Annotated in this window: 20 protein-coding genes and 1 pseudogene; 12 read left to right on the forward strand and 9 right to left on the reverse strand. The window is 60.1% G+C overall.

Translation table 11 applies throughout. The annotated features are described in order from the left end of the window. The first annotated feature begins 354 nt into the window (after positions 1-354). Positions 355-957, forward strand: coding sequence for a cold-shock protein (locus QRN10_RS16245; protein ID WP_078734478.1), 603 nt, complete (start codon positions 355-357; stop codon positions 955-957). A gap of 69 nt (positions 958-1,026) precedes the next feature. On the opposite strand, the gene QRN10_RS16250 is transcribed toward QRN10_RS16245, so the two are convergent. Together QRN10_RS16250 and QRN10_RS16255 are read right to left on the reverse strand one after the other, a co-directional pair. Beyond that, entirely contained in the window at positions 1,027-1,233 is a 207-nt protein-coding gene (locus QRN10_RS16250; protein ID WP_181079064.1) for a SlyX family protein, read from the reverse strand. 3 nt (positions 1,234-1,236) lie between these two features. Then, a complete protein-coding gene (locus QRN10_RS16255; protein WP_285428708.1) occupies positions 1,237-1,662 on the reverse strand; it encodes an HIT domain-containing protein in 426 nt (141 codons plus the stop codon). Positions 1,663-2,407: 745 nt separating this feature from the next. Between QRN10_RS16255 and QRN10_RS16260 the strand changes: the two genes are divergently transcribed. Then, complete coding sequence (locus tag QRN10_RS16260; protein WP_266246549.1) at positions 2,408-3,688, forward strand: OprD family porin; 1,281 nt, start codon at positions 2,408-2,410, stop codon at positions 3,686-3,688. Between the two features lie 189 nt (positions 3,689-3,877). On the opposite strand, the gene QRN10_RS16265 is transcribed toward QRN10_RS16260, so the two are convergent. Both QRN10_RS16265 and QRN10_RS16270 read right to left on the reverse strand, forming a co-directional pair. Then, positions 3,878-4,720, reverse strand: a complete 843-nt coding sequence (locus QRN10_RS16265; RefSeq protein ID WP_181079058.1) for a mechanosensitive ion channel family protein — start codon at positions 4,718-4,720, stop codon at positions 3,878-3,880. 120 nt (positions 4,721-4,840) lie between these two features. Next, complete coding sequence (locus QRN10_RS16270) at positions 4,841-5,326, reverse strand: YajQ family cyclic di-GMP-binding protein (protein ID WP_034100192.1); 486 nt, start codon at positions 5,324-5,326, stop codon at positions 4,841-4,843. A 123-nt stretch (positions 5,327-5,449) separates the two neighbouring features. On the opposite strand from QRN10_RS16270, the gene QRN10_RS16275 reads away from it, so the two are divergent. Genes QRN10_RS16275 through QRN10_RS16285 form a run of 3 tightly spaced genes read left to right on the forward strand, consistent with a single transcriptional unit; the run spans position 5,450 to position 9,031 of the window. Beyond that, positions 5,450-6,367, forward strand: a complete 918-nt coding sequence (locus QRN10_RS16275) for a putative 2-dehydropantoate 2-reductase (protein ID WP_285428709.1) — start codon at positions 5,450-5,452, stop codon at positions 6,365-6,367. Between the two features lie 46 nt (positions 6,368-6,413). Next, complete coding sequence (locus QRN10_RS16280; RefSeq protein ID WP_181079052.1) at positions 6,414-8,450, forward strand: sensor histidine kinase; 2,037 nt, start codon at positions 6,414-6,416, stop codon at positions 8,448-8,450. A 2-nt stretch (positions 8,451-8,452) separates the two neighbouring features. Next, positions 8,453-9,031, forward strand: a complete 579-nt coding sequence (locus QRN10_RS16285; RefSeq protein WP_253509155.1) for a cob(I)yrinic acid a,c-diamide adenosyltransferase — start codon at positions 8,453-8,455, stop codon at positions 9,029-9,031. Positions 9,032-9,148: 117 nt separating this feature from the next. Here the strand turns inward: QRN10_RS16285 and QRN10_RS16290 are convergent, their stop codons facing one another. The 3 genes from QRN10_RS16290 to secA all read right to left on the reverse strand — a co-directional run bounded on the left by QRN10_RS16290 (position 9,149) and on the right by secA (position 14,190). After that, complete coding sequence (locus tag QRN10_RS16290) at positions 9,149-10,093, reverse strand: Nudix family hydrolase (RefSeq protein WP_181079048.1); 945 nt, start codon at positions 10,091-10,093, stop codon at positions 9,149-9,151. A gap of 19 nt (positions 10,094-10,112) precedes the next feature. Continuing rightward, a complete protein-coding gene (argJ, locus tag QRN10_RS16295) occupies positions 10,113-11,330 on the reverse strand; it encodes a bifunctional glutamate N-acetyltransferase/amino-acid acetyltransferase ArgJ (protein ID WP_181079046.1) in 1,218 nt (405 codons plus the stop codon). Positions 11,331-11,454: 124 nt separating this feature from the next. Then, on the reverse strand, positions 11,455-14,190 hold the full coding sequence (secA, locus tag QRN10_RS16300) for a preprotein translocase subunit SecA (protein ID WP_285428710.1): 2,736 nt from the start codon (positions 14,188-14,190) through the stop codon (positions 11,455-11,457). 305 nt (positions 14,191-14,495) lie between these two features. Between secA and QRN10_RS16305 the strand changes: the two genes are divergently transcribed. Further along, the gene (locus tag QRN10_RS16305; RefSeq protein WP_181079042.1) at positions 14,496-14,951 is read left to right on the forward strand and encodes a DUF721 domain-containing protein; all 456 of its coding nucleotides are present in this window, start codon (positions 14,496-14,498) and stop codon (positions 14,949-14,951) included. Between the two features lie 4 nt (positions 14,952-14,955). Here QRN10_RS16305 and QRN10_RS16310 read toward each other — a convergent pair whose 3' ends face one another. Continuing rightward, positions 14,956-16,434: a helicase HerA-like domain-containing protein gene (locus tag QRN10_RS16310; RefSeq protein ID WP_181079041.1), complete on the reverse strand. Its 1,479-nt coding sequence runs from the start codon at positions 16,432-16,434 to the stop codon at positions 14,956-14,958. Positions 16,435-16,636: 202 nt separating this feature from the next. Here QRN10_RS16310 and QRN10_RS25350 point away from each other — a divergent pair. The 5 genes and pseudogenes from QRN10_RS25350 to gpgF all read left to right on the forward strand — a co-directional run. After that, a pseudogene (locus tag QRN10_RS25350) lies at positions 16,637-17,668 on the forward strand (HAMP domain-containing protein); the annotation flags it as partial. 93 nt (positions 17,669-17,761) lie between these two features. After that, entirely contained in the window at positions 17,762-18,526 is a 765-nt protein-coding gene (locus tag QRN10_RS25355; RefSeq protein WP_370694783.1) for a methyl-accepting chemotaxis protein, read from the forward strand. Positions 18,527-18,648: 122 nt separating this feature from the next. Continuing rightward, complete coding sequence (gene gpgS, locus QRN10_RS16320) at positions 18,649-19,770, forward strand: N-acetylglucosaminyl phosphatidylglycerol synthase (RefSeq protein WP_285428711.1); 1,122 nt, start codon at positions 18,649-18,651, stop codon at positions 19,768-19,770. Continuing rightward, entirely contained in the window at positions 19,763-20,506 is a 744-nt protein-coding gene (gpgD, locus tag QRN10_RS16325) for an N-acetylglucosaminyl phosphatidylglycerol deacetylase (protein ID WP_266246553.1), read from the forward strand. The genes gpgS and gpgD overlap by 8 nt, the downstream gene beginning before the upstream one ends. Beyond that, the gene (gpgF, locus tag QRN10_RS16330) at positions 20,503-21,612 is read left to right on the forward strand and encodes a glucosaminyl phosphatidylglycerol flippase (protein ID WP_285428712.1); all 1,110 of its coding nucleotides are present in this window, start codon (positions 20,503-20,505) and stop codon (positions 21,610-21,612) included. The genes gpgD and gpgF overlap by 4 nt, the downstream gene beginning before the upstream one ends. Positions 21,613-21,723: 111 nt before the next feature. Here gpgF and purU read toward each other — a convergent pair whose 3' ends face one another. After that, on the reverse strand, positions 21,724-22,572 hold the full coding sequence (gene purU / locus QRN10_RS16335) for a formyltetrahydrofolate deformylase (RefSeq protein ID WP_181079031.1): 849 nt from the start codon (positions 22,570-22,572) through the stop codon (positions 21,724-21,726). A 349-nt stretch (positions 22,573-22,921) separates the two neighbouring features. Between purU and mvaT the strand changes: the two genes are divergently transcribed. Next, the gene (gene mvaT, locus QRN10_RS16340; RefSeq protein ID WP_181079029.1) at positions 22,922-23,296 is read left to right on the forward strand and encodes a histone-like nucleoid-structuring protein MvaT; all 375 of its coding nucleotides are present in this window, start codon (positions 22,922-22,924) and stop codon (positions 23,294-23,296) included. Positions 23,297-23,298: the final 2 nt, after the last annotated feature.

Genomic DNA, 23,298 nt, shown 5'->3' on the forward strand with positions numbered 1-23,298 from the left:
CCACTCTAGCAAGAGCGCCGGTGATGCGCAGCGGGCAAGGTGCGGCAAATCGCCCATGCGGACGATTCGCTGATCACGGTAGGAACATTCTCAAATAATCCACCCAAACCACCCGCACCTGTCTAGGACAAGCGTTTGCTCCGGAAATGCCCAACCCTTCGCAACACCGCGAAATGCTTGATTTGAGAAGGCACGGCCTTTGCTGTTAAATAGGCAGCGTGTCGCCATCGTTAATGTCTGCGGTGGCCGGCATAGGCTGATACCCGCGTACGTGCCCAACGCCTCCCATTGTTCAGAAGCGAACCGTGCCAGTCAGCTCTTCCTTGTGATCCGTCTTAACGTGAGTTAATCAAAATGTTGAAAATCGTCCACCTGCTAACGGGCGTTGCAGCGTTGCTGCTGTCCTTTATACCGAGCCTGCAACCAGAGAGCCTGCCGTACCTGCAACAACACGACGCGCTGTATCTGGCTCTGTTCGGCCTTCTCAACCTGACGCTGGCACCCGTGATTCCTTATTGGAACAAGGGCACTCGTCATCAACTGCAAAACCTGGTCAGCGCGCTGCTGGTACTGACCGTCGTCGTACAAACCCTCACCCTCCTGGCACCCATGCCTGAAGTCGGCGGCCACCCGGCCATCCTGCTCAGCCTGGTCATTGCTGTGGTCGCCATTGTTCTTCACCTGGCCATCAGCTTCTACCGCTCGTCCCCGGCGGCCGCGTCGCAAACCTACGACATGACCAATCGGGATACCGGTACCGTCAAGTGGTTCAACACCTCCAAAGGCTTCGGCTTTATTTCCCGCGATTCGGGCGATGATATTTTCGTTCACTTCCGGGCCATTCGCGGCGAAGGCCATCGCGTCCTGGTGGAAGGCCAGCGCGTGGAGTTCTCCGTCATGAATCGCGACAAAGGCTTGCAAGCCGAAGACGTGATTGCCGCACTGCCGCGCCGCTGAGTCCAGCTGCCCGCAGCAAAAAAAAACCGCGATCCAGCCTGGCTGGGTCGCGGTTTTTTCATGGCGCCATTAATAGTGAGGCGGTGGTGCTTCTTCTTCGGACGTTTCGAATTGGCCGCCCATCTCTTCCTGGCGCTTGAGCAACGCGGTTATCTGCAACTGCAGGCGCTCGACCGCGCGTTGCTGCGTGACCAGGATGTCGTTGAGGGTCTCGATGGTGTCATCCTGAAAGGCCAGGCGGCTTTCCAGGTCGGTAACACGCTCTTGCAAGTCCATGATTCAGCCCTGGGCAAAATTGAAGTCGGCGGGTAGCAGCTCGCGCAGACGCGCACGCAATGCCGCCACCTGTTCTTGCGTATAAGGGCGAGCAGGATGCTTGCCCCATACCGGCGCAGGCCACGCGACGTCATCACGCTTGCGCACGATCACATGCACGTGCAACTGGCTGACGACGTTGCCCAGCGCGCCGATATTCATTTTATCCGCGCCCAGACCGTCGTTTAGCAACTGCGCCAGACCGGTCGTCTCTTCCCAGAGCTTTTGTTGATCTGCGACATCCAGATAAAACACCTCGCTGATACCGTTGATGCGCGGGACCAGGATAAACCACGGGTAGTTCGAGTCGTTGGACAGCAGCAGGCGGCACAGCGGGAAGTCCCCGATGACCAGTGTGTCTTGTTGCAGGCGTTGATCTAAGGCGAACACCGCGGGCACTCCATTGGGCAAGTCAGATTCAGGGCCCCAGCATACCTTTGAATGCCTGTCGCTTCACGACCATTGCGGATCAGCCTGTGAGGCATCGAAGCGAAAATCCGCACCCTTTCGATGCAGACCAATATTTGAGCTACGCTGGAATGGGCCTCACCGGGATGCACCAAAATGACCCACTCATGCTTCAAAGGGATCCGCCAATTACTCACTTTCGGGGTGAACCGGTAACGTTTTATCCGGCCAGGCGTTTTGCGCTCACCCCAACCAGGCAGAGCACGCGGCCGTCAAGGCCAAACAAAAGGGCGTAAAAAGCCCGTGCTTATGCGGTTTTTACAGGAACGGAACTTTTTTCACGAAAAAATGACATTCGGTTACCGCTTTGAGCACGCTTGTTGCATTCACACCCACATCGTCGGCAACGGCACCCGTTCGGAAGCAGGTGTTTCGCGATAAAAACAACGGCGGTTCAATGCACGGCAGGGAAGCATTCAATCCTTCAAAGAGGTTTTGAAACAGTATTGAAGTTGTCAGTCCGGTTACATTCCGGACTGTGAATTTGCGACATGGAGCTAGCAATTTACGACAGCCTCGTAAAGAAGCTGAAAGGAAAGATGGGTAAGTATCGTCAATAGAGTCCGCGTGATATAACTTTGCGCCGACACAAAAAAGAAAGAGCCGCCCAGATAAAAATACAGGTGGGACGGCAGTACTCTTCCGAAAACCAAAGGAGCAAATCACGATGCGCGTGATGAAGTGGAGCATGATCGCACTGGCTGTTTCAGCCGGTACCTCGCAGTTCGCAATGGCGTCCGCCCAGGACGATTCCAAGGGCTTTGTTGAAGACAGCACTTTCAGCATCAATACTCGCGCCCTGTACTTCAGCCGCGACTTCCGTAATAACCCGTCGGGCCCTGGCTCCAAGAGCCGCGCCGAAGAAACCGGCCTGGGCTTCAACGCACTGTACGAGTCGGGCTTCACCCAAGGCACCATCGGCGTAGGTGTTGACGTGATCGGCCTGATGGGCCTCAAGCTCGACAGCGGTAAAGGTCGCGCGGGTACCGGCCTGTTCCCGACCGGCTCCGATGGCCGCTCGCAGGATGACTACTCGAAAGGCGGCGGCGCTGTTAAATTCCGTATCTCCAATACCGTCCTCAAAGTCGGTGACCAATACACCACCGCGCCGGTGTTCGCTTCCGACGACAGCCGTCTGCTGCCTGAGCTGCCACAGGGCATCTCGATCACCAGCAACGAGATCAAGGGCCTGAAACTGGAAGGCGGTCACTTCACTTCCAGCGTCGCGCAGAACCAGACCTACCATGACAGCCTGGGCCTGACCAAGACCGACTTTGTCGGCGGTGTCTACTCGTTCACTCCAGAGGTCACCGGCAGCCTGTACTACGCGAAGACTGAAGACTACTTCCGCAAGTACTACAGCAACCTGAACTGGACCCATGCCCTGAGCGATGACCAGTCCTTCGCGCTGGACTTCAACATCTACGACACCAAGAGCGACGGCGCAGGCCTTCAGCGTGCCGAGAAAGATGGTGTAACCAAGCTCGATAACCGCGCATTCAGCTTGCAGGGTGCGTACACCATCGGCGCTCACACCTTCACTCTGGCGGCCCAGAAGGTCACCGGCGACGGCGACTACGGCTATGGTGTAGACGGCGGCGGCTCGGTCTTCCTGGCCAACTCCGTGGCCCGCTCCGACTTCAACGCCGAAGGCGAGAAGTCCTACCAGGCACGTTACGACATCAACATGGCCACCTTCGGCATTCCTGGCCTGAGCTTCATGACTCGCTACGTGACCGGCAGCGGCGCCAACACCGCCACGACCTCGAACGGCAAAGAGTGGGAACGCGACATCGAAGCCAAGTACGTCGTCCAGAGCGGCCCGGCTAAAAACCTCAGCTTGCGTCTGCGTCAAGCAACTTATCGCTCCGGCGATGGCGTCTACTACGGTTCGCCTTCGATCGACGAGCTGCGTCTGATCGCGAACTACCCGCTGAACATCTTGTAATTGTCGGTTTAATTACAACGATGACTTAAGGCCTCGGCCTTAAAATAGAAAGCCGGCCTTCTGTTTCCAGAGGGCCGGCTTTTTTATTGCAAAATTATTACTTCAGAAAATAACTAGCAAGCTAACTAACGAGATTAAGGTGACACGTTTAACCTGACCGAATGGCCAAGTTAAACGTTGGCTCTTTTATTACTTCGGCGCTGCTTCCTGCATCACACGAATAACCCGCTGCGGAAATGGAATATCAATCCCCGCCGCTTTCAAACGGTCACGTGCGAATTCATTGAGCATAAACATCACGTCCCAATAATCCGCCGTCTTGGTCCAGCAGCGCAGCGAAACGGTGATCGAGCTATCGCCCAAGGTCGAAACCACGGCCACGGCGGCGGGATCTTCCAGTACACGTGGGTCCTTGGCCAGCTCCAGCAGCACGTCGCGGGCTTTCTGCAGGTCGGCTTCATAGTCCACACCGACGTCGAACACCACCTTGCGGGTTGGCTGACGGTTGGTATTGGTGATGATGCCGTTGGACAGGATGCCGTTCGGCACAATGACGGTCTTGTTGTCGCCCGTACGCAGCACCGTGTGGAAAATCTGAATGCTGTCGACGGTGCCCGAGGTGCCCTGGGCTTCGATCCAGTCGCCGATACGGAACGGGCGGAACAGCAGAATCAGCACCCCACCGGCAAAGTTCGCCAGGCTGCCTTGCAACGCCAGGCCAATGGCCAGGCCTGCGCCCGCGATCGCCGCCACGAACGATGTGGTTTCGACGCCGATCATCGACGCCACACTGATCGCCAGCATGATCTTGAGGATGATGTTCGCCAGGCTGGTGATGAAATGCTGCAACGCCAGGTCTGCGTTGCGTATCGCCAGCAGACGGCCCACACGATGGGTCAACTTGTTGATCAGCCACCAGCCGATGGCCAGGGTGATGACGGCGAGCAAAACCCGGCTGCCGTATTCCATGATCATCGGGATCCAGGACTGGGAGGTCTTGATCAAGTGATCCACTTCAGCGTTCAAGTCCATTTCTTTTCTCCTGTGTATGGACGGTCGGCGCTTAAAGCAATTGAGCCCCGTAGGGCTCAAGAGTAGGCGCAATTGTTGGGGCGTGGGACGTCAAAAACGCCCTCGGGTTCCCTGGGGCGATCAGTCGCGGAAGTTATTGAACTGCAGCGGCATATCGAAAGACTTAGCGCGCAGGGCCGCGATGGCCTCTTGCAGGTCGTCACGCTTCTTACCAGTGACACGTACCTGCTCGCCCTGGATGGCGGCCTGGACTTTGAGCTTGGCGTCCTTGATATGCGCGACGATTTTCTTCGCCAGCTCTTTGTCGATCCCTTCTTTGAGGATGACTTCCTGCTTCATCAGCTTGCCGGAGGCGTACGCGTCCTTGATTTCCAGGCATTGCGCGTCGATCTTGCGCTTGACGAGTGACAGCTTGAGGATCTCGATCATCGCTTCCAGCTGGAAATCGGCTTCAGCGGTCAGGTTGACGGTCAGTTCCTTTTCCTTGAATTCGAAGCTGCCCTTGCCTTTCAGGTCATAGCGACGGTCCAGTTCCTTGACGGCGTTCTCGACGGCGTTGGTGACTTCGTGTTTGTCCAGTTCAGATACCACGTCGAACGAAGGCATGTGATTTCTCCAATATAAGGGGCGGGCTCAGTAGAGATGGAGCGCGCCCGAGCTAAAATGCCGGGGCATTATAGCGGTTCTTTCGTCCCATTCACTGTGAGCGACCCTGCGGAGTACAAACTGATGTCGACCACCTGGCATATTCTCGGCGCCGGCAGCCTGGGCACATTGTGGGCTGCACGACTGGCGCGCGCCGGCTTGCCGGTCAGGTTGATCCTGCGCAACCAGACACGCCTGGCCAGCTATCAGTCGGCGGGTGGACTGACCTTGGTGGAGCACGGCGAAACGCGGACCTACCCCGTGATTGGCGAAACACCCGACAGCCAGGAACCGATTCATCGCCTGCTCGTGGCGTGCAAAGCCTACGACGCTGAAGCAGCAATCGCGCAGTTGCAGCAGCGCCTGGTACCGAATGTCGAGCTGATCCTGTTGCAGAATGGCCTGGGCAGCCAGGACGCCGTGGCGGCGCAGCTAACCCAGGCCCGTTGCCTGTTTGCTTCCAGCACCGAGGGCGCCTTCCGCGAGGGCGACTGGCGCGTGGTGTTCGCCGGCCATGGCTATACCTGGCTGGGGGACGCGGCCCATCCAACGCCGCCCTTGTGGCTGGATGACCTGCACGCCGCCGGCATCCCCCACGCCTGGAGCACCGATATCCTGACGCGCCTGTGGCGCAAGCTGGCGCTCAATTGCGCAATCAACCCGCTGACCGTGCTGTATCAATGCCGCAATGGCGGTCTGCAAGACCATCACTGTGAAGTCGCGACGCTGTGCGCGGAACTGAGCGAGCTGCTGGAATGCTGCGGCCAGCCTGCCGCTGCGCTGGATCTACAGGACGAAGTGGAACGGGTGATCCACGCCACCGCCGCCAATTACTCCTCCATGTACCAGGACGTCGCCAACGCCCGGCGCACCGAAATCAGCTATCTGCTGGGCTATGCTTGCCACGCGGCAACTCGTCACCAATTGAACCTGCCCCATTTGCAACAGTTGCAAGTGCGCCTGGTCGACGAGCTGCTCGCGCGCGGATTGCCCCGCGACTGAACCACGCGCTACCCTGCCCGCCTGTCTCTCTCCTGGGAAAACCCTGATGCCGCTGCGCCAGCGTCTAGAAAACCTACCGGTCGGGCAGAAACTGCTGGCGGCCCTGCTGGTGCTGCTGACCACCGTCCTGCTGGTGGCCAACCTGACCTTTATCAGCGCCGCTTACTGGATCTCCCAGGAAAGCATGGCGCCTCAGGCACTGCAGGCCATCGGGCGACTGGTGTCCAACCCGGCGCTGGCCGCCGAGGCACTGGACTCTCCCGCCAAGGCCGATGCCTTGCTCAATGAACTGACCAGTTATTCGCCTTTGCGCGCCGCCGCCCTGTACGACAGTGAAGGCAACCGCCTGGCGCAGATGCAGCACGGTGATCGCCTGCACCTGCCGGACAACTACCGGCATATTGAAGCCTGGCGCGTTACCGAGTTTCGCAGCAACCAGGTGATCACCTTGCCCCGTCCGGGGCAGCCCTCCGGGCATCTGCTGCTAGTGGCCAGCAGCGAACTGCCGGTAGCGTTTTATACCGGCACGCTGACGGCCAGCCTGGGCATCCTGATTTTCAGTGTGCTGCTGTGGCTGGTGATCGCCAGGCAGATCAAACGCCTGATCACTAAACCGATCCACGAGCTGGAAGAACTGTCGCGACAAGTGACTCGGGAAGAGAATTACGCCCTGCGCGCCGGCCGTGGCAATCGCGATGAAATCGGCAGCCTGGCCGAAGCGTTCAACACCATGCTCTCGCGCATCGAAGCGCGCGAACAGCAACTCAAGCGCGCACGTGACGACTCCCAGGCCGCCTATGACCAGGCCCAGGGCCTGGCCGAAGAGACGCGCCATACCAACCGCAAACTGGAACTGGAAGTCCAGGTGCGCAGCAAGATCGAGAAAAAACTCACCGGGTTCCAGAACTACCTCAACAGCATCATCGACTCGATGCCCTCGGCATTGATTGCCCTGGACGAACAGCTCTACGTCACCCAGTGGAACCAGGAAGCCAGCGCGCTTTCCGGTACGCGCCTGGATGAAGCCTTGAACCAGCCGATCTACCTGGCCTTCCAACCGCTCAAACCATACCTGCCGCAGATCAAGGCCACCGTGGAGCAACACACCGTGGAGCGCATCGAGCGGGTGACCTGGATCAAGGACGACGAGCCCAAGCATTACGCCTTGACGTTCTATCCACTGAGCGGCGGCGCCGGACGTGGTGTGGTGATCCGTATCGATGACATCACCCAGCGCCTGTCCCTTGAAGAGATGATGGTGCAGTCGGAAAAAATGCTTTCCGTCGGCGGGCTTGCCGCCGGTATGGCCCACGAGATCAACAACCCCCTGGGGGCGATCCTGCATAACGTGCAGAACATCCGGCGCCGTCTGTCTCCCGACTTGCCCAAGAACCTGGAACACGCCGAACAGGCAGGCATCGAACTGGCCATGGTCAACCGTTACCTGCAAAGCCGCGAAGTGCCGCAATTGCTCGATGGCATCCAGCAAGCCGGGGCGCGGGCGGCGAAGATCGTTACCCATATGCTCAGCTTCAGCCGGCGCAGCAACCGGCAGATGGCGCCTTGCGACTTACCGGCACTGATCGATCAAGCGGTGGAAATCGCCGGCAACGACTTCGACCTGGCCATCGGCTTTGACTTCAAAGGCCAGGCAATCATCCGCCAGTTCGACCCGCAACTGGGCCCGGTGCCCGGCACCGCGAACGAACTGGAACAGGTGCTGCTCAACCTGCTGAAGAATGCGGCGCAAGCCATCCACTTGCGTGAAGACGATCGCGAGCCTGGGCGCATTATCCTGCGCACTCGCCTGAATCCGCCCTGGGCCGAAATCCAGGTGGAGGACAACGGCATTGGCATGAGCGAAAGCGTGCGCAAACGTACCTTCGAGCCGTTCTTCACTACCAAGGAAATCGGCCAGGGCACCGGACTCGGCTTGTCGGTGTCGTACTTCATCATCACCAACAATCACAAAGGCCAGATGGAAGTGCATTCCACCCTTGGCCAAGGCACCTGCTTTACCCTGCGCCTCCCCTTGGCCGGCAGCCAATTGCCGGCCCACGAACTGACCCAACTGGAGCACTGACCATGGGCTTTCGCCTGTCGAAAATCTACACCCGTACCGGCGACACAGGCGAAACCGGCCTGGGCGACGGCCGCCGCGTGCCCAAGGACCACCCTCGCGTGGAAGCCATTGGCGAGGTCGACGCGCTGAACAGTCAACTTGGCTTACTGCTGGCTGGCCTTGAAGAACAGAGTGGGCAGCACCCGGCGCTCAATGATGTGATCGAAGTGCTCGCGCCGTGCCAGCACCGACTGTTCGACCTGGGTGGCGAGTTGGCGATGCCGGTGTACAAGGCGCTGAATGCGGCGGAAGTGGATCGCCTGGAAGCGGCCATCGATCGCTGGAACGAGGAAGTCGGGCCGCTGGAGAATTTCATCCTGCCGGGCGGCTCTGCGCTGATTGCCCAGGCCCATGTGTGCCGCAGCCTGGCGCGCAGTGCCGAGCGACGCTGTCAGCACCTGAATGCTGTCGAGCCGCTGGAAGGTGTGGGGTTGGCGTATATCAATCGTCTATCGGATTTGCTGTTTGTGGCGGCGCGGGTGATCGCCAGGCGCCAGGGTGTCGCGGAGGTTTTGTGGCAGGCTGCGGCGAAGCCCCACTGATCATGACTCGGTGACTTGGAGGGCCCAATCGGGGGCAAGCCCCCTCCCACCTTTGATCTGTGAATACATTCCAATGTGGGAGGGGGCTTGCCCCCGATAAGGCCCGCCAGAGCAACCTCAAACCTGCGGCCAGAACGCCCTGATACCCGCCACACCCTGGGCACCGGTTTCCCAAGCTCGCTCCCGCTCCGCAGGCCCGACCCCACCCAGCAAAAATACCGGCTTGTTAAACCCGTGGATCAACTCCGACGCCTGCTCCCAACCCAACGGCTGCGCGTCGGGATGTGTCTGCGTGGGCTGCACCGGTGACAGGGTGACAAAATCCACGTCCATCAATTCGGCCAACGCCAGTTCTTCGGCGCTGTGGCACGAAGCCGCCAACCAGCGATCCTTCGGCAACGGACGGCCCTTGCTGGCGTACTTGCGCAGTTGGGCCGAGGTCATATGCCAACCGGCGGAAGGAAAATCCCCGAGCCACTCGAACGGCCCTTTGAGCATCAAGTGTGCCTTGCCGGCGCACAGCCCCACCGCATCCACCGCCAGGTCGCGGTATTTGGGGTCGTAACCGTTGGGCGCGCGCAACTGCACCAGTTTGATCCCACCCGCAATGGCTTTCTGAAGACCGCGCAACAGCGGCGCAGCGTCCAGGTCCCCTGGAGTGATCAGGTACTCGGCCGGCAAGCGCGCGGCAGCCACAATCGGCGCATTGGCCGCGGGGAACTCATAGTTGGACAGATCCCGCGGCGCCACCCATTGCAACGGTTGCCCTTCGGCGCCGTGGGGCTCACCGGTGAAGGCCGAAACCTCCCAGACATCCAATAACACCTGTTTATCCGGGTAGTCATGCCGCACGTTGATCAGCGGTCGCGCCGTGGTGACCTGGATGCCCAGCTCCTCCTGCAACTCGCGGGACAACGCGGCAGCGACCGACTCATCGGCCTCCACCTTGCCCCCGGGAAACTCCCAGAGGCCGCCCTGGTGTTGGGTGTCGGCGCGGCGCGCCAGCAGGATCCTGCCATCGCCACCGCGGATCACCGCTGCTGCTACATGCACTCGTTTCACCGTGCGTTTCCTCCGGCTATCAGGTGCGGTATTCCGCATTGATCTTCACGTACTCGTGGGACAAATCGGTGGTCCAGATGGTTTCGCTGCAATCGCCGCGACCCAGCTCGATGCGGATCGTGATTTCTTCCTGCTGCATCACCGCCGAGCCCTGGGCTTCGGTGTAGCTTTCGGCGCGGGCGCCACGGCTGGCAATGCACACTTGACCGAGGAACACATCGATCTTGCTCACGTCCAGGTCCGGTACTCCGGCACGCCCGACAGCAGCCAGGATACGGCCCCAGTTCGGGTCCGAGGCGAACAGCGCGGTCTTGATCAGCGGCGAATGGGCCACGGTGTAGCCGACATCCAGGCATTCCTGGTGGTTTGCGCCGCCGTTGACTTGCACGGTGACGAACTTGGTAGCGCCTTCGCCGTCACGCACGATGGCTTGGGCCACCTCCATGCATACCTCAAACACCGCTTGCTTGAGAGCGGCGAAATAAGCGCCGCTGGCCTCGGTGATCTCCGGCAGGTCAGCCTGACCGGTGGCGATCAGCATGCAGCAATCGTTGGTTGAAGTGTCGCCATCGATGGTGATGCGGTTGAACGACTTGTTGGCGCCGTCCAGCATCAGGTTCTGCAGCACGCTGCGCGACACCTTGGCGTCGGTGGCGATGTAGCCCAGCATGGTCGCCATGTTCGGACGGATCATGCCCGCGCCCTTGCTGATGCCGGTCACGGTCACGGTCACGCCGTCGTGCACAAACTGACGGCTGGCGCCTTTGGGCAGGGTATCGGTGGTCATGATGCCGGTGGCGGCCGCGGCCCAGTTATCCACAGACAGATCATCCAGCGCGGCCTGCAGGGCGCCTTCGATTTTGTCCACCGGCAGTGGCTCGCCGATCACACCGGTGGAGTACGGCAGCACCTGGCTGGCGTCCACGCCGGCCAGCTGAGCCAGTTTGGCGCAGGTTCGCGCGGCAGCCACCAGGCCCGGCTCGCCAGTGCCGGCGTTGGCATTGCCGGTGTTGGTCAGCAGGTAACGAATCGGCCCGGCAACGCGTTGCTTGGCCAGGATCACCGGCGCGGCGCAAAAGGCATTGAGGGTGAATACGCCCGCTACGGTCGAGCCTTCGGCACAGCGCATCACCACCACATCCTTGCGGCCTGGGCGCTTGATACCGGCCGAAGCGATGCCGAGTTCAAAACCGGCAACCGGGTGCAATGTGGGCAAAGGACCAAGACCAACAGCCATGAATGCGCTCCTTAAAATGAGATGATGTCTGTGCCGTCGCTATCGACGGTGGGAATTAATGGCAAAACGCCGCGACGGCAAAGGCCGGTCGCGGCGCGGGGTGTTGCAGCGTCAGGCGAAAATCTTATTCGATCTGGCCGTGGCAGTGTTTGAATTTCTTGCCTGAACCGCAATAGCACAGCTCGTTGCGGCCCAGTTTCTGGTCATTGCGAACCGGTGTTTGCGCCAAGGCCACATCGACCTCTTCGCCCAGTGCTTCCGGCTGATCCAGGCCCGGCGCTTCGTCGTGCTGGAACTGCATGCGTGCGGCCAGCGCTTCGGCCTCCTGGCGCAGGCGAGCTTCTTCCTCGATCGGGTCTTCGCGACGCACCTGGACGTGGGACAACACGCGGATCGAATCGCGCTTGATCGAATCCAGCAACTCGGAGAACAGCGTGAACGACTCGCGCTTGTACTCCTGCTTCGGATTCTTCTGGGCGTAGCCACGCAGGTGGATACCGTGACGCAGGTGGTCCATGGTCGACAGGTGGTCTTTCCACAGGTCGTCCAGCACGCGCAGTACGATTTGCTTCTCGAAGGTGCGCAGGGCTTCGGCACTCGCCTGCTCTTCTTTCTCGTTGTACGCGGCCAGCAGTTCGGCCATCAGTTTTTCGCGCAGGGTTTCTTCGTACAGGTGGTCGTCTTCGTCGAGCCACTGCTGGACCGGCAGGTCAACGCCGAAATCGCTCTTCAGCGCGGCTTCCAGGCCGGCCACATCCCACTGCTCAGGCAGCGATTGTGGCGGAATGTGCGCGCTGACGGTGGCGTTGAGCACGTCCTGACGGAAGTCGGCGATGGTCTCACCGATGTTGTCAGCGGCCAGCAACGTGTTACGCATGTGATAGATCACTTTACGCTGTTCGTTGTTGACGTCGTCGAACTCGAGCAGTTGCTTACGGATATCGAAGTTGCGGCCTTCAACCTTGCGCTGGGCCTTCTCGATGGCGTTGGTCACCATGCGGTGCTCGATCGCTTCACCGGACTGCATGCCCAAGGCTTTCATGAAGTTCTTCACCCGATCCGAGGCGAAGATGCGCATCAGGCTGTCTTCCAGGGACAGGTAGAAGCGGCTGGAACCGGCGTCACCCTGACGACCGGCGCGACCACGCAACTGGTTGTCGATACGGCGCGATTCATGACGTTCGGACGCGATCACCTGCAGGCCGCCGGACTCCAGCACCGCCTGGTGACGCTTCTGCCAGTCAGCCTTGATCTGGGCGATCTGCTCAGGCGTCGGGTTGTCCAGGGACGCGACTTCCACTTCCCAGTTGCCGCCCAGAAGGATGTCGGTACCACGACCGGCCATGTTGGTGGCGATGGTCAGCGCGCCTGGGCGACCGGCCTGGGCGATGATCTCGGCTTCTTTTTCGTGGAACTTGGCGTTGAGTACCTTGTGCTCGATGCCTTCCTTGTTGAGCAGGTTGGACACATGCTCGGAAGTCTCGATGGTGGCGGTACCCACCAGGATCGGGCGGCCCTTGGCCATGCCGTCCTTGATGTCGTTGATGATCGCCGCGTATTTCTCTTCGGCGGTCAGGAACACCAGGTCGTTGTAGTCCTTACGCGCCAGTGGTTTGTTCGGCGGGATAACCACCACCGACAGACCGTAGATCTGGTGGAATTCGAACGCTTCGGTGTCCGCCGTACCGGTCATGCCGGACAGCTTGTTGTACAGACGGAAGTAGTTCTGGAACGTGGTGGACGCCAACGTCTGGCTTTCCGCCTGGATGTCGAGCATTTCCTTGGCTTCGATCGCCTGGTGCAGGCCTTCGGACAGACGACGGCCCGGCATGGTACGGCCGGTGTGTTCGTCAACCAGTACCACCTGGCCGTCCTGCACGATGTACTCCACGTTGCGGTGGAACAGCTTGTGGGCACGCAGGCCGGCATAGACGTGGGTCAGCAGGCCCAGGTTATGCGCCGAGTACAGGCTCTCGCCTTCGGCCAGCAGGCCGATCTGGGTCAGCATGTCTTCGACGAACTGGTGACCGGCTTCGTTGAGCTCGACCTGGCGGGTCTTCTCGTCGATGGTGAAGTGACCTTCTTTGGTCACCACGCCTTCCACTTCTTCGATGTGCTGCTCCAGGCGCGGGATCAACTTGTTGATCTCGGTGTACAGGCGCGAGCTGTCTTCAGCCTGGCCGGAGATGATCAGCGGGGTACGGGCTTCGTCGATGAGGATGGAGTCGACTTCGTCGATCACGGCAAAGTTGAGTTCACGCTGGAATTTTTCTTCCATGCTGAACGCCATGTTGTCGCGCAGGTAGTCGAAACCGAATTCGTTGTTGGTGCCGTAGGTGATGTCGGCGGCGTAGGCGGCGCGTTTCTCTTCCGGCGGCTGGAACGGGGTCACAACGCCGACGGTCAGGCCGAGGAATTCATACAGCGGGCGCATCCAGTTGGCGTCCCGGCGAGCCAGGTAGTCGTTCACCGTCACAACGTGCACGCCCTTGCCGGACAGCGCGTTGAGATAAACGCCCAGGGTCGCTACCAGGGTCTTGCCTTCACCGGTACGCATTTCAGCGATCATGCCTTCATGCAAGGTCATGCCACCGATCAACTGCACGTCGAAGTGGCGCATGCCCATGACGCGCTTACCGGCTTCACGGGCTACCGCAAAGGCTTCTGGCAGCAGTTTGTCGAGGGTTTCACCTTTGGCTATGCGGGCCTTGAACTCTTGGGTCTTGGCGCGCAATTGCTCGTCCGAAAGGGCAACCATCTGCTCTTCGAAGGCATTGACCAGCTGCACCGTCTTGAGCATGCGTTTGACTTCGCGCTCATTCTTGCTTCCAAAAAGTTTCTTTAACAAAGGCGCAAACATATCGGCAGGTTCTTCCACACATAGGGATGGAGGGCGCACCGTCAGTGGCCCGAGCAGCCCTCACGGCCGCATGCGAACGCGCATTCTACCCGGAATCGTGGGTGAGGAAAGTGGCGTTGTTCCCCGATGCAGGCATGGGGCGGTGAGAGGGCTCGTTTAAAATAAGGGCTTTTGCGCGAACTTCAACCCATGAAGGGCAGAAGTTAACAATTGATTTCACAAGCAAACTGCCGTTGATGCAAGCCCTGAGGGCGGGCCGACGCTTTCTGCTAACATGGCGGCTCTGTTACTTAAGGTGTCCGATCATGGCATTTCGCCCTGTTACCGCCCGCGCGCCCGGCGTGTTGCTTCGCGAAGCCAAGCCGTTGCGAGCGATCTTTGGTCATGCGCAGCGCCTGGGTCATTTGCAGCGTCTGCTCGAAAGCCAGCTGCAACCGGCGGCGCGCGAGCATTGCCATGTAGCCTCGTGGCGCGAAGGCAACTTGCTGCTGATTGTCACCGACGGCCACTGGGCCACCCGCCTGCGCTATCAGCACAAACGCCTGCTGCGCCAATTAATGGCGTTCGATGAGTTCGCCAACCTCACGCGTATCCAGTTCAAGGTACAGCCGCCAACGGTTCACCCAGGCACTGCCGGACATACGCTGGACCTGTCGACGAACGCCGCCGAAACCATTCAAGCCACGGCCGACGGCATCCGCGATCCGGCGTTGCGCACGGCGCTCGAGCGGCTGGCCGCGCACGCGCGGCCCAAAGCCTGAGCGCCTATTTGCGCTTGCTGCCCCCCAGCAATGAGCCAAGCAGCCCGCGCACCAGTTGCCGCCCCATCTGATTGGCCGCTTGCTGCATGGCTGATTTGAGTGCCTTGCCCGCTGCCGTCCCGAGAAACGCCCCGGCCCGGTCGGTGAAGCTCGGCTCTTCGGCGGTCGGCGCGGTTTCTTCAGTCGGGCCTAAGGCCTTGCGCGCCATCAGCACTTCGTAGGCCGACTCCCGATCAATCGGTTTTTCATAGCGCCCCTGCAGCGGCGAAGCCGCCACCAATGCCGCGCGCTCCGTCTGGCTGAGCGGCCCTATGCGCGATTGCGGCGGTGCTACCAACACGCGTTGGACGACTTCCGGCGTGCCTTTTTCCTGCAGTGTTCCTACTAACGCCTCACCGGTGCCCAGTTCGGTCAATACCGACAAGGCATCAAATGCCGGGTTGGGCCGGAACCCCTCCGCGACGGCCCGCAGGGACTTCTGCTCTTTGGTGGTGAACGCCCGCAGGCCATGCTGAATGCGCAGGCCCAGCTGGGCCAGGACGTTGTCGGGCAGATCGCCCGGAGATTGCGTGACGAAATACACCCCGACACCCTTGGAGCGAATCAACCGCACCACCTGCTCCAGGCGCTCTTGCAAAGCCTTGGGCGTATCGGCGAATAACAAATGCGCCTCATCAAAAAACAACGCCAGCAGCGGTTTTTCCGCATCGCCGCGCTCCGGCAGTTGCTCGAACAATTCGGCCAGCAGCCATAACAGGAACGTTGCATAGACCTTTGGCGCCTCATGCACCAGGCGGCTGGCGTCCAGCAGATGGATGCGTCCGCGCCCGTCCGCGTTGGGCTGCAGGATATCCTCAAGCTGTAACGCCGGTTCGCCGAATAACGCTTCGGCGCCCTGCTGTTCGAGCACCGCCAGACGCCTGAGCAAGGCCTGACTGGAGCCGGTGGTCAGCAGTGCGGCATCCTCGCCCAACAACTGCGGGTGATAGTGCAGGTGGTTGAGCAATGCCTTGAGGTCCTTCAGATCCAGCAGCAGCAAGCCTTCGCGGTCCGCCACTTTGAAGGCGGCGTACAGCGCCGATTGCTGGCTGTCGGTCAGTTCCAGCAGGCTGCCGAGCAACAATGGGCCCATCTCGCTGATGGTGGTGCGCAACGGATGACCGGACTGGCCGTGAATATCCCACAGCGTTACCGGATAAGCCTTGGCGGTGTAATTAAGGAAGGGCATGCCGGCGATACGCTCGGCCACTTTGCCTTGAGGGGTGGCCGCCGCGCCCAGGCCGCACAGGTCGCCCTTGATGTCCGCGGCGAACACCGCCACGCCAGCATCACTGAATGCCTCGGCCAGACGTTGCAGCGTGACGGTCTTGCCCGTGCCGGTAGCGCCGGCAATCAGCCCGTGACGATTGGCCAGGCGCATGGCCTGGGCGATAGGCTCGCCGGCAAGGTCTGCGCCGATAAGGAGTTGCGTGGAATCAGGCATTTCGTCACCCATGGTTAATCTTTAATGCGCCAAGGTCGATACAGACAGAGTGAGACCCATAAAGTCGAAAAATAGGTCAGATAGTTCCCACAGGGACCACGGAACTGCGACTACAAATAGCACACCTTTTTTCGCACTGTCATTTCGCGCATCCTACAAGGACGCGCTTTGGATATTAAGACCTTAGCGGACCCTACAAGCCATGAATAAAAATCTGCGTTTCAGCCACAAAATCCTGCTTGCAGCCTCCCTTATCGTCATCGCCGCCTTTGCGTTATTCACGCTGTATAACGACTATTTGCAGCGCAACGCCATTCGCGACGATCTGAATAACTACCTGCATGAAATGGGCGATGTCACCGCCGGCAATATTCAAACCTGGCTGTCCGGCCGGATTGCCCTGGTAGAAAACGCCGCCCAGAACATCGCGATCAATCCGCAACCGACTGTGGTAGCCAGCCTGCTGGAACAAAAAGCGCTGACGTCATCCTTCATGGCCACCTACGTGGGCGACAGCCAGGGCGCGTTCACCATCCGCCCCGACACCAAGATGCCGGAGGGCTTCGACCCGCGTGTGCGCCCCTGGTACAAGGGCGCGCAAAGCAGCAACGGTTCAACCCTGACCGAGCCTTATATCGACGCGGCCACCGGGCAATTGATCATTTCCATCGCCACCCCCAGCAGCAAGGGCAGCCAAAGCATCGGCGTGGTTGGCGGCGACCTGAGCCTGCAAACCCTGGTGGATACCATCGGCGCGCTGGACTTCGGCGGCATGGGCTATGCCTTCCTGGTCAGCGCCGACGGTAAGGTGTTGGTGCACCCGGACAAAACCCTGGTAATGAAGACCCTGGCCGATGTGTATCCGAAAAACACACCGAAGATCAGCGGCGATTTCAGCGAAGTTCAAGCCAACGGCAAAGACAATATCGTCACCTTCACCCCTATCAAAGGCTTGCCGTCGGTGAATTGGTACTTGGGTATTTCGGTAGATAAAGACAAATCTTTCGCCATGCTCAGCGAATTCCGCACCTCTGCGGTAATCGCCACGATCATTGCGGTGGTCATCATTATCGCCCTGCTGGGCATGCTGATCCGCGTGCTGCTGCAACCGCTGCACCTGATGACCCGTGCGATGCAGGACATCGCCGACGGCGAGGGCGACCTGACGCGCCGCCTGACCATTCAAAACCACGATGAGTTCGGCACCCTCGGTAACGCCTTCAACCGCTTCGTGGAGCGGATTCACACATCCATTCGCGAAGTGTCCTCGGCGACCGAACACGTCAATGAAGTGGCGCTGCGGGTTGTCAGCGCCTCCAACTCGTCGATGGTCAATTCCGACGAACAAGCCAATCGCACCAACAGCGTGGCCGCCGCGATCAATCAACTGGGCGCCGCGGCACAGGAAATCGCCCGTAACGCGGCGCAGGCATCCAATCAAGCCAGCGACGCGCGACAGTTGGCCGAGGACGGGCAGCAGGTGGTGGAACGCAATATCAAGGCCATGACCGATCTTTCCAAGATGATCAGCGCATCGAGCAGCAATATCGAAGCACTTAACAGCAAAACCGTGAATATTGGCCAGATTCTGGAAGTGATCACCAGTATTTCCCAGCAGACCAACCTGCTGGCGCTCAACGCGGCTATCGAAGCGGCCCGTGCCGGCGAGGCCGGGCGCGGGTTTGCAGTGGTGGCCGACGAAGTGCGCAACCTGGCCCACCGCACCCAGGAGTCGGCGCAGCAGGTGCAGACCATGATCGAAGAACTGCAGGTTGGCGCGCGCGACTCGGTAAGCACCATGAGCGAGAGCCAGCGCCACAGCCATGACAGCGTGGAAATCGCCAACCTGGCCGGCGAGCGCCTCAACAGCGTGACCCAGCGTATCGGCGAGATCGACGGCATGAACCAATCGGTCGCCACCGCTACCGAGGAACAGACCTCGGTGGTGGAGTCGATCAACATGGACATCACCGAGATCAACACCCTCAACCAGGAAGGCGTAGAGAACCTGCAGTCGACACTGCGCGCCTGCGCCGACCTGGAGCAACAGGCCGCACGCCTGAAGCAACTGGTGGGCAGCTTCCGCATCTGACAGAACACAGCGCGTAGGGGGGCGGGCCGGCCCGCGCCCCTCCACTCGCACAGCGCACTCGCATCCCGACCGAACATCTATCCTTGCCTAAGGTCCACGTAAAGGAGAGCTTGGAAGGAGGAATGTTCATCGTGCATATCGCTGACATAACCATGTTCTACGCCCCGGCCAGTGGCGGCGTACGCACTTACCTGGATGCGAAACACCGGCGCCTGGCGCTCAAGCCCGGCATTCGCCACAGCCTGTTGATTCCCGGCGCGCACTTGAGCGAGCAGGACGGGGTGTACAAGGTGCCTGCACCCGCCCTGCCCTTTGGCAAGGGTTATCGGTTCCCACTGCGGCTGGCACCATGGCGAAATGTCCTGCACGATTTACAGCCTGATCTGATCGAGGTAGGTGACCCTTACCTGACCGCCTGGGCCGCGCTGGATGCCAGGCGCTCGCTGGATGTGCCCGTCATCGGCTTTTATCATTCCGACCTACCGCTGTTGGTGAGCAACCGCATGGGCCCGTGGTTTACGCCGAACGTTGAAGCCTATGTCAGCAAACTCTATGGGAATTTTGATCGGGTCCTGGCACCCAGCCAGGTGATGGCCGATAAGCTTACCGGGCTTGGGGTAAAGAACGTCTTCGTCCAGCCGCTGGGCGTGGATTTGCACACGTTCAACCCGGATGCACGCGACCCGGGGCTTCGCGCTGAACTGGGGATCGACCAAGACACGCGGCTGCTGATCTTCGCCGGCCGCGGCTCCAAGGAAAAAAACCTGCCGGTGCTGCTTAAATGCATGAAGCGCCTCGGCGAGCGCTATCACCTGCTGCTGGTGGGCTCCGGCATGCCCGCCAACGTGCCGGACAACGTCACCGTGGTCGATGGTTTCCAGCCCGCCGCGCAGGTGGCGCGCCTGATGGCCAGTGCCGATGCCCTGCTGCATGGCGGCGACCAGGAGACCTTCGGGCTGGTCATCCTTGAAGCCATGGCCTGCGCCATACCGGTCGTTGCCGTGGCCGCCGGTGCCTTCACGGAAATAGTGCACGAGCAATGCGGCCAGCTGTGCACGCCCAACGATCCGAGGGCGATGGCCGAAGCGGTGCGTACGTTGTTCGACCGTAACCCTGTTCGCCTTGGCGCACAGGCCCGGCGCCATGTTGAACAGCATTACGCCTGGGACACAGTGGTCGACAGCCTGCTCGGGCATTACCACGCGGTGCTCGGCACCCACAGCCCGATGCTTGCCCATGGCTGAGCGCTCGGTAGTGCTGGTATTGCACGATGTGGCCCCACAAACCTGGGTCGACTACCGCCCTTTTGTCGAAGCGGTGGACGCCTTGGGCGGCGTCCCCATCACATGGCTGGTAGTGCCGGACTTCCATCATGGCGGCGCTCTCGGCGATCACGCTGAGTTTCGTCGTTTGCTCGACATCCGCGTGACATGTGGCGATGAACTGGTACTGCACGGCTACTACCACAGCGATGACCAACCCGCGCCGCGCACGCCCAAAGATTGGTTTATGCGCCGCCTCTACACCCATGAGGGCGAGTTCTACCAACTGTCCCAGGACCAGGCACTGCAACGCTTGCACCAGGGTGTCGAGGTATTCCGGCGCAATGACTGGCCGTTGCACGGTTTTGTCGCCCCGGCCTGGCTGATGAGCCAAGGCACCCGGGATGCCTTGCGCCAACTGCCGCTCTCCTACACCAGCGACCCGCAGCATCTTTACCGGCTTCCCGACTTCACCGCTGTGGATGCCCCGGGCCTGGTCTGGAGCGCCCGCAGCCCCTGGCGTCGCGGCGTGTCCAAAGTCCTCAGCGATCGGCGCGAACGGCAGTGGCGAACCGCCCCGGTCATTCGCCTGGGGCTGCACCCGGTGGATATGCGCCATGAATTCTCCCGCCACTATTGGCTGCAAACCCTGCGGCGCCTGTTGGAGGCCGGCCGTACGCCAATGACTAAAATGGCCTGGCTGGCGTCGCAGGCATGAGCCGCCTGCTCTGGATGCTGCTGGCATTGCTGGTCGCCCTGGCGATTCCGGTATGGCTCGGCGGCAGCGAGACCGCCACACGCCTGCTGCAATTCCCACCCCTGCTCTTGTGGCTGATGCTTGCCATGATCATTGCATGCTGGATCATCAACAGCCTGCGTCTGCGCCTGTTGCTGGGCGAGCACAGGAGCCGGCTCAGTCGTCTGGGCAGTCTCAGCGTGGTGATGTCCACCGAGTTTGCGCTGTGCGCCACGCCTGCCGGCAGCGGCGGCCCGCTTACCCTGATGGCCCTGCTGGCACGCAACGGTATACGTCCGGCTCATGGCAGTGCGGTATTTGCCATGGATCAGTTGAGTGACCTGTTGTTCTTTCTGTGCGCCCTGACGGGGATCGCCGTGTGGGCTGTGTTTCACACGCTCAATCCGCGCCTGGAATGGCTGTTGGGGTTGAGCGCGGCGACGATGCTGGGCGGGTTATGCAGCGGCCTGTTGCTGGTGCGTTCGCACCGCCGGGTGATACGCCTGACGGGACGATTGCTCAAGTACCTGCGCGTCAGTGCCAGCACTCGCCGACGTTGGGCGCGCCGATTGCTGCATTTTATCGCGGCATTTTCCGACACGCTGAAATTGCCCTGGCTGACTCTGATCGGCGTGTTTGCGCTGACAAGTCTGCATTGGCTCCTACGCTACAGCGTGCTCTACCTGGCATTGCGCGGGTTGGGTGGGGATGTGCGTTGGGCCTGGAGTTTTTTGATCCAGATGCTCTCGCTCACGGCGGGGCAATTCAGCCTGTTGCCGGGCGGGGCGGGCGCCGCGGAACTGACGTCAGCGGCATTGCTGGCGCCAATGGTGGGCAAATCTACCGCTGCAGCGGCGATTCTGATCTGGCGCGCGGTGACCTATTACTTCTATCTGGTGGCCGGTGGGCCGGTGTTTTTGCTCATGGTCGGCAAGCCGCTGCTCAAGCGTCTTTTTCAGAAGGCGCCGGCGGCGCGTCCGGTGCCTGCAACTGTTCCCACAACCGGGCCGCGCCCGGAAAGTCAGTACCATCCTCGGCGTCCAGCGCATCCGGGTCATAGCGACTCAGACACCCCTCGCCCACAGTAGCGGGCGCCTTGGACGTGGCTTTTTCCAGTGGGTCGCTCATGCTCGATGCTCCATGGCAGACAGGTGAGAAAGGGCCCATGGCGATTACCACCACGGGCCCTCGGGCTTGGATCAGAACACAACCGTTTTGTTGCCGTGCACCAGGACGCGGTCTTCCAGGTGGTAACGCAGGCCACGCGCCAGCACCATCTTTTCCACATCACGGCCGAAACGCACCATGTCTTCAATGCTGTCGCTATGGCTGACGCGAACCACGTCCTGCTCGATGATCGGACCGGCGTCCAATTCCTCGGTGACGTAGTGACACGTCGCGCCGATCAGCTTCACGCCACGCAGGGAAGCCTGGTGGTAAGGCTTGGCACCGACGAACGACGGCAGGAAGCTGTGGTGAATATTAATGACTTTGCCGGCGTACTCGCGGCACAGCTCCGGTGGCAGGATCTGCATGTAGCGCGCCAGGACGACCACGTCGGCCTCATGGTGCTTGACCAGGCGCGACACCTCGGCGAATGCCGGCTCCTTGTCCTGCGGATTGACCGGCACATGATAGTAAGGAATGCCATGCCACTCGACCATGCTGCGCAGGTCGTCATGGTTGGAAATCACACAGGCAATTTCGCAGTCCAGTTCATCGCTGTGCCAGCGGTGCAGCAGGTCCGCCAGGCAGTGGGACTCGCGGCTGGCCATCAATACCACGCGTTTTTTCTGCTCGGTATCGGTGATCTGCCAGGTCATGGAGAACTCTTCAGCGATCGGCGCAAACGCCTCGCGGAACGCCTCAAGACCAAAGGGCAGCGTATCGGCACGGATTTCGTGACGCATGAAGAACCAACCGCTGAGGTTGTCCGAGTGATGGCTCGCCTCGGTGATCCAACCATTGTGGGAGGCCAGAAAGTTACTGACTTTGGCAACGATGCCGACCCGGTCCGGGCAAGCAATCACCAGCCGAAAAGTGCGCATTAGGGGGGAACTCCAGAACTTCGCAAAGGCCGCCATTCTAGCGATTGCGCAGCAAAACTGCAGTATTCGTTAACGCTTATTCCGCTCGCCGGCCCCGGCCTTGCCCCCTAGGAGCCTAAGGTTTTACCTGCTTATATCAATCAGCGGTTTTTATCGCAGGCGTCTCGATAAAATTCACGCAGATGATGTTTCGCGCTACGTCATTGTAATTAACTCGTTTGCAGCGCTTTTCTAAAAACATTCAACGTAATTCACATAATTGCATTCTTAAATGTTTACTTGGGCAAACCGCCTGACTATTATTGGGCCACTATCCCTGTCAATCAGCGCTCTACATAAGGTAGTCCACATGTCCCTGATCAACGAATACCGTGCCACCGAAGAAGCTATCAAAGAGCTGCAAGCCCGTTTGAAGAATCTGTCGCAAGACGACAAGCTGAAAACCGAGCTGGAATTCGAAGGCAAATTGCGCACCCTGATGGGTGAGTACTCCAAGTCCCTGCGTGACATCATCGCGCTGCTGGATCCAGAGTCGAAAGTTAAAGCACCTCGCGGCGCTGTGAAAACTACCGGCACCAAGCGTGCTCGCAAGGTCAAGCAGTACAAGAACCCGCACAACGGCGAAGTGATTGAAACCAAAGGTGGCAATCACAAAACCCTGAAAGAGTGGAAAGCCAAGTGGGGCGGCGATGTGGTTGAAAGCTGGTCGACCTTGCTGGGCTGAGC

The sequence above is a fragment of the Pseudomonas sp. lyk4-R2A-8 genome (assembly GCF_030209095.1).
GTDB classification, from domain to species: Bacteria; Pseudomonadota; Gammaproteobacteria; order Pseudomonadales; family Pseudomonadaceae; genus Aquipseudomonas; species Aquipseudomonas quebecensis.

Excerpts from the sequence above, each read along its gene's own strand:
- QRN10_RS16245 (WP_078734478.1), top strand. The coding sequence starts at position 355 with ATGTTGAAAATCGTCCACCTGCTAACGGGCGTTGCAGCGTTGCTGCTG.
- QRN10_RS16250 (WP_181079064.1), bottom strand. The coding sequence starts at position 1,233 with ATGGACTTGCAAGAGCGTGTTACCGACCTGGAAAGCCGCCTGGCCTTT.
- QRN10_RS16260 (WP_266246549.1), top strand. The coding sequence starts at position 2,408 with ATGCGCGTGATGAAGTGGAGCATGATCGCACTGGCTGTTTCAGCCGGT.
- QRN10_RS16265 (WP_181079058.1), bottom strand. The coding sequence starts at position 4,720 with ATGGACTTGAACGCTGAAGTGGATCACTTGATCAAGACCTCCCAGTCC.
- QRN10_RS16270 (WP_034100192.1), bottom strand. The coding sequence starts at position 5,326 with ATGCCTTCGTTCGACGTGGTATCTGAACTGGACAAACACGAAGTCACC.
- QRN10_RS16275 (WP_285428709.1), top strand. The coding sequence starts at position 5,450 with ATGTCGACCACCTGGCATATTCTCGGCGCCGGCAGCCTGGGCACATTG.
- QRN10_RS16280 (WP_181079052.1), top strand. The coding sequence starts at position 6,414 with ATGCCGCTGCGCCAGCGTCTAGAAAACCTACCGGTCGGGCAGAAACTG.
- QRN10_RS16285 (WP_253509155.1), top strand. The coding sequence starts at position 8,453 with ATGGGCTTTCGCCTGTCGAAAATCTACACCCGTACCGGCGACACAGGC.
- argJ (WP_181079046.1), bottom strand. The coding sequence starts at position 11,330 with ATGGCTGTTGGTCTTGGTCCTTTGCCCACATTGCACCCGGTTGCCGGT.
- secA (WP_285428710.1), bottom strand. The coding sequence starts at position 14,190 with ATGTTTGCGCCTTTGTTAAAGAAACTTTTTGGAAGCAAGAATGAGCGC.
- QRN10_RS16305 (WP_181079042.1), top strand. The coding sequence starts at position 14,496 with ATGGCATTTCGCCCTGTTACCGCCCGCGCGCCCGGCGTGTTGCTTCGC.
- QRN10_RS16310 (WP_181079041.1), bottom strand. The coding sequence starts at position 16,434 with ATGCCTGATTCCACGCAACTCCTTATCGGCGCAGACCTTGCCGGCGAG.
- QRN10_RS25355 (WP_370694783.1), top strand. The coding sequence starts at position 17,762 with ATGGTCAATTCCGACGAACAAGCCAATCGCACCAACAGCGTGGCCGCC.
- gpgS (WP_285428711.1), top strand. The coding sequence starts at position 18,649 with ATGTTCATCGTGCATATCGCTGACATAACCATGTTCTACGCCCCGGCC.
- gpgD (WP_266246553.1), top strand. The coding sequence starts at position 19,763 with ATGGCTGAGCGCTCGGTAGTGCTGGTATTGCACGATGTGGCCCCACAA.
- gpgF (WP_285428712.1), top strand. The coding sequence starts at position 20,503 with ATGAGCCGCCTGCTCTGGATGCTGCTGGCATTGCTGGTCGCCCTGGCG.
- purU (WP_181079031.1), bottom strand. The coding sequence starts at position 22,572 with ATGCGCACTTTTCGGCTGGTGATTGCTTGCCCGGACCGGGTCGGCATC.
- mvaT (WP_181079029.1), top strand. The coding sequence starts at position 22,922 with ATGTCCCTGATCAACGAATACCGTGCCACCGAAGAAGCTATCAAAGAG.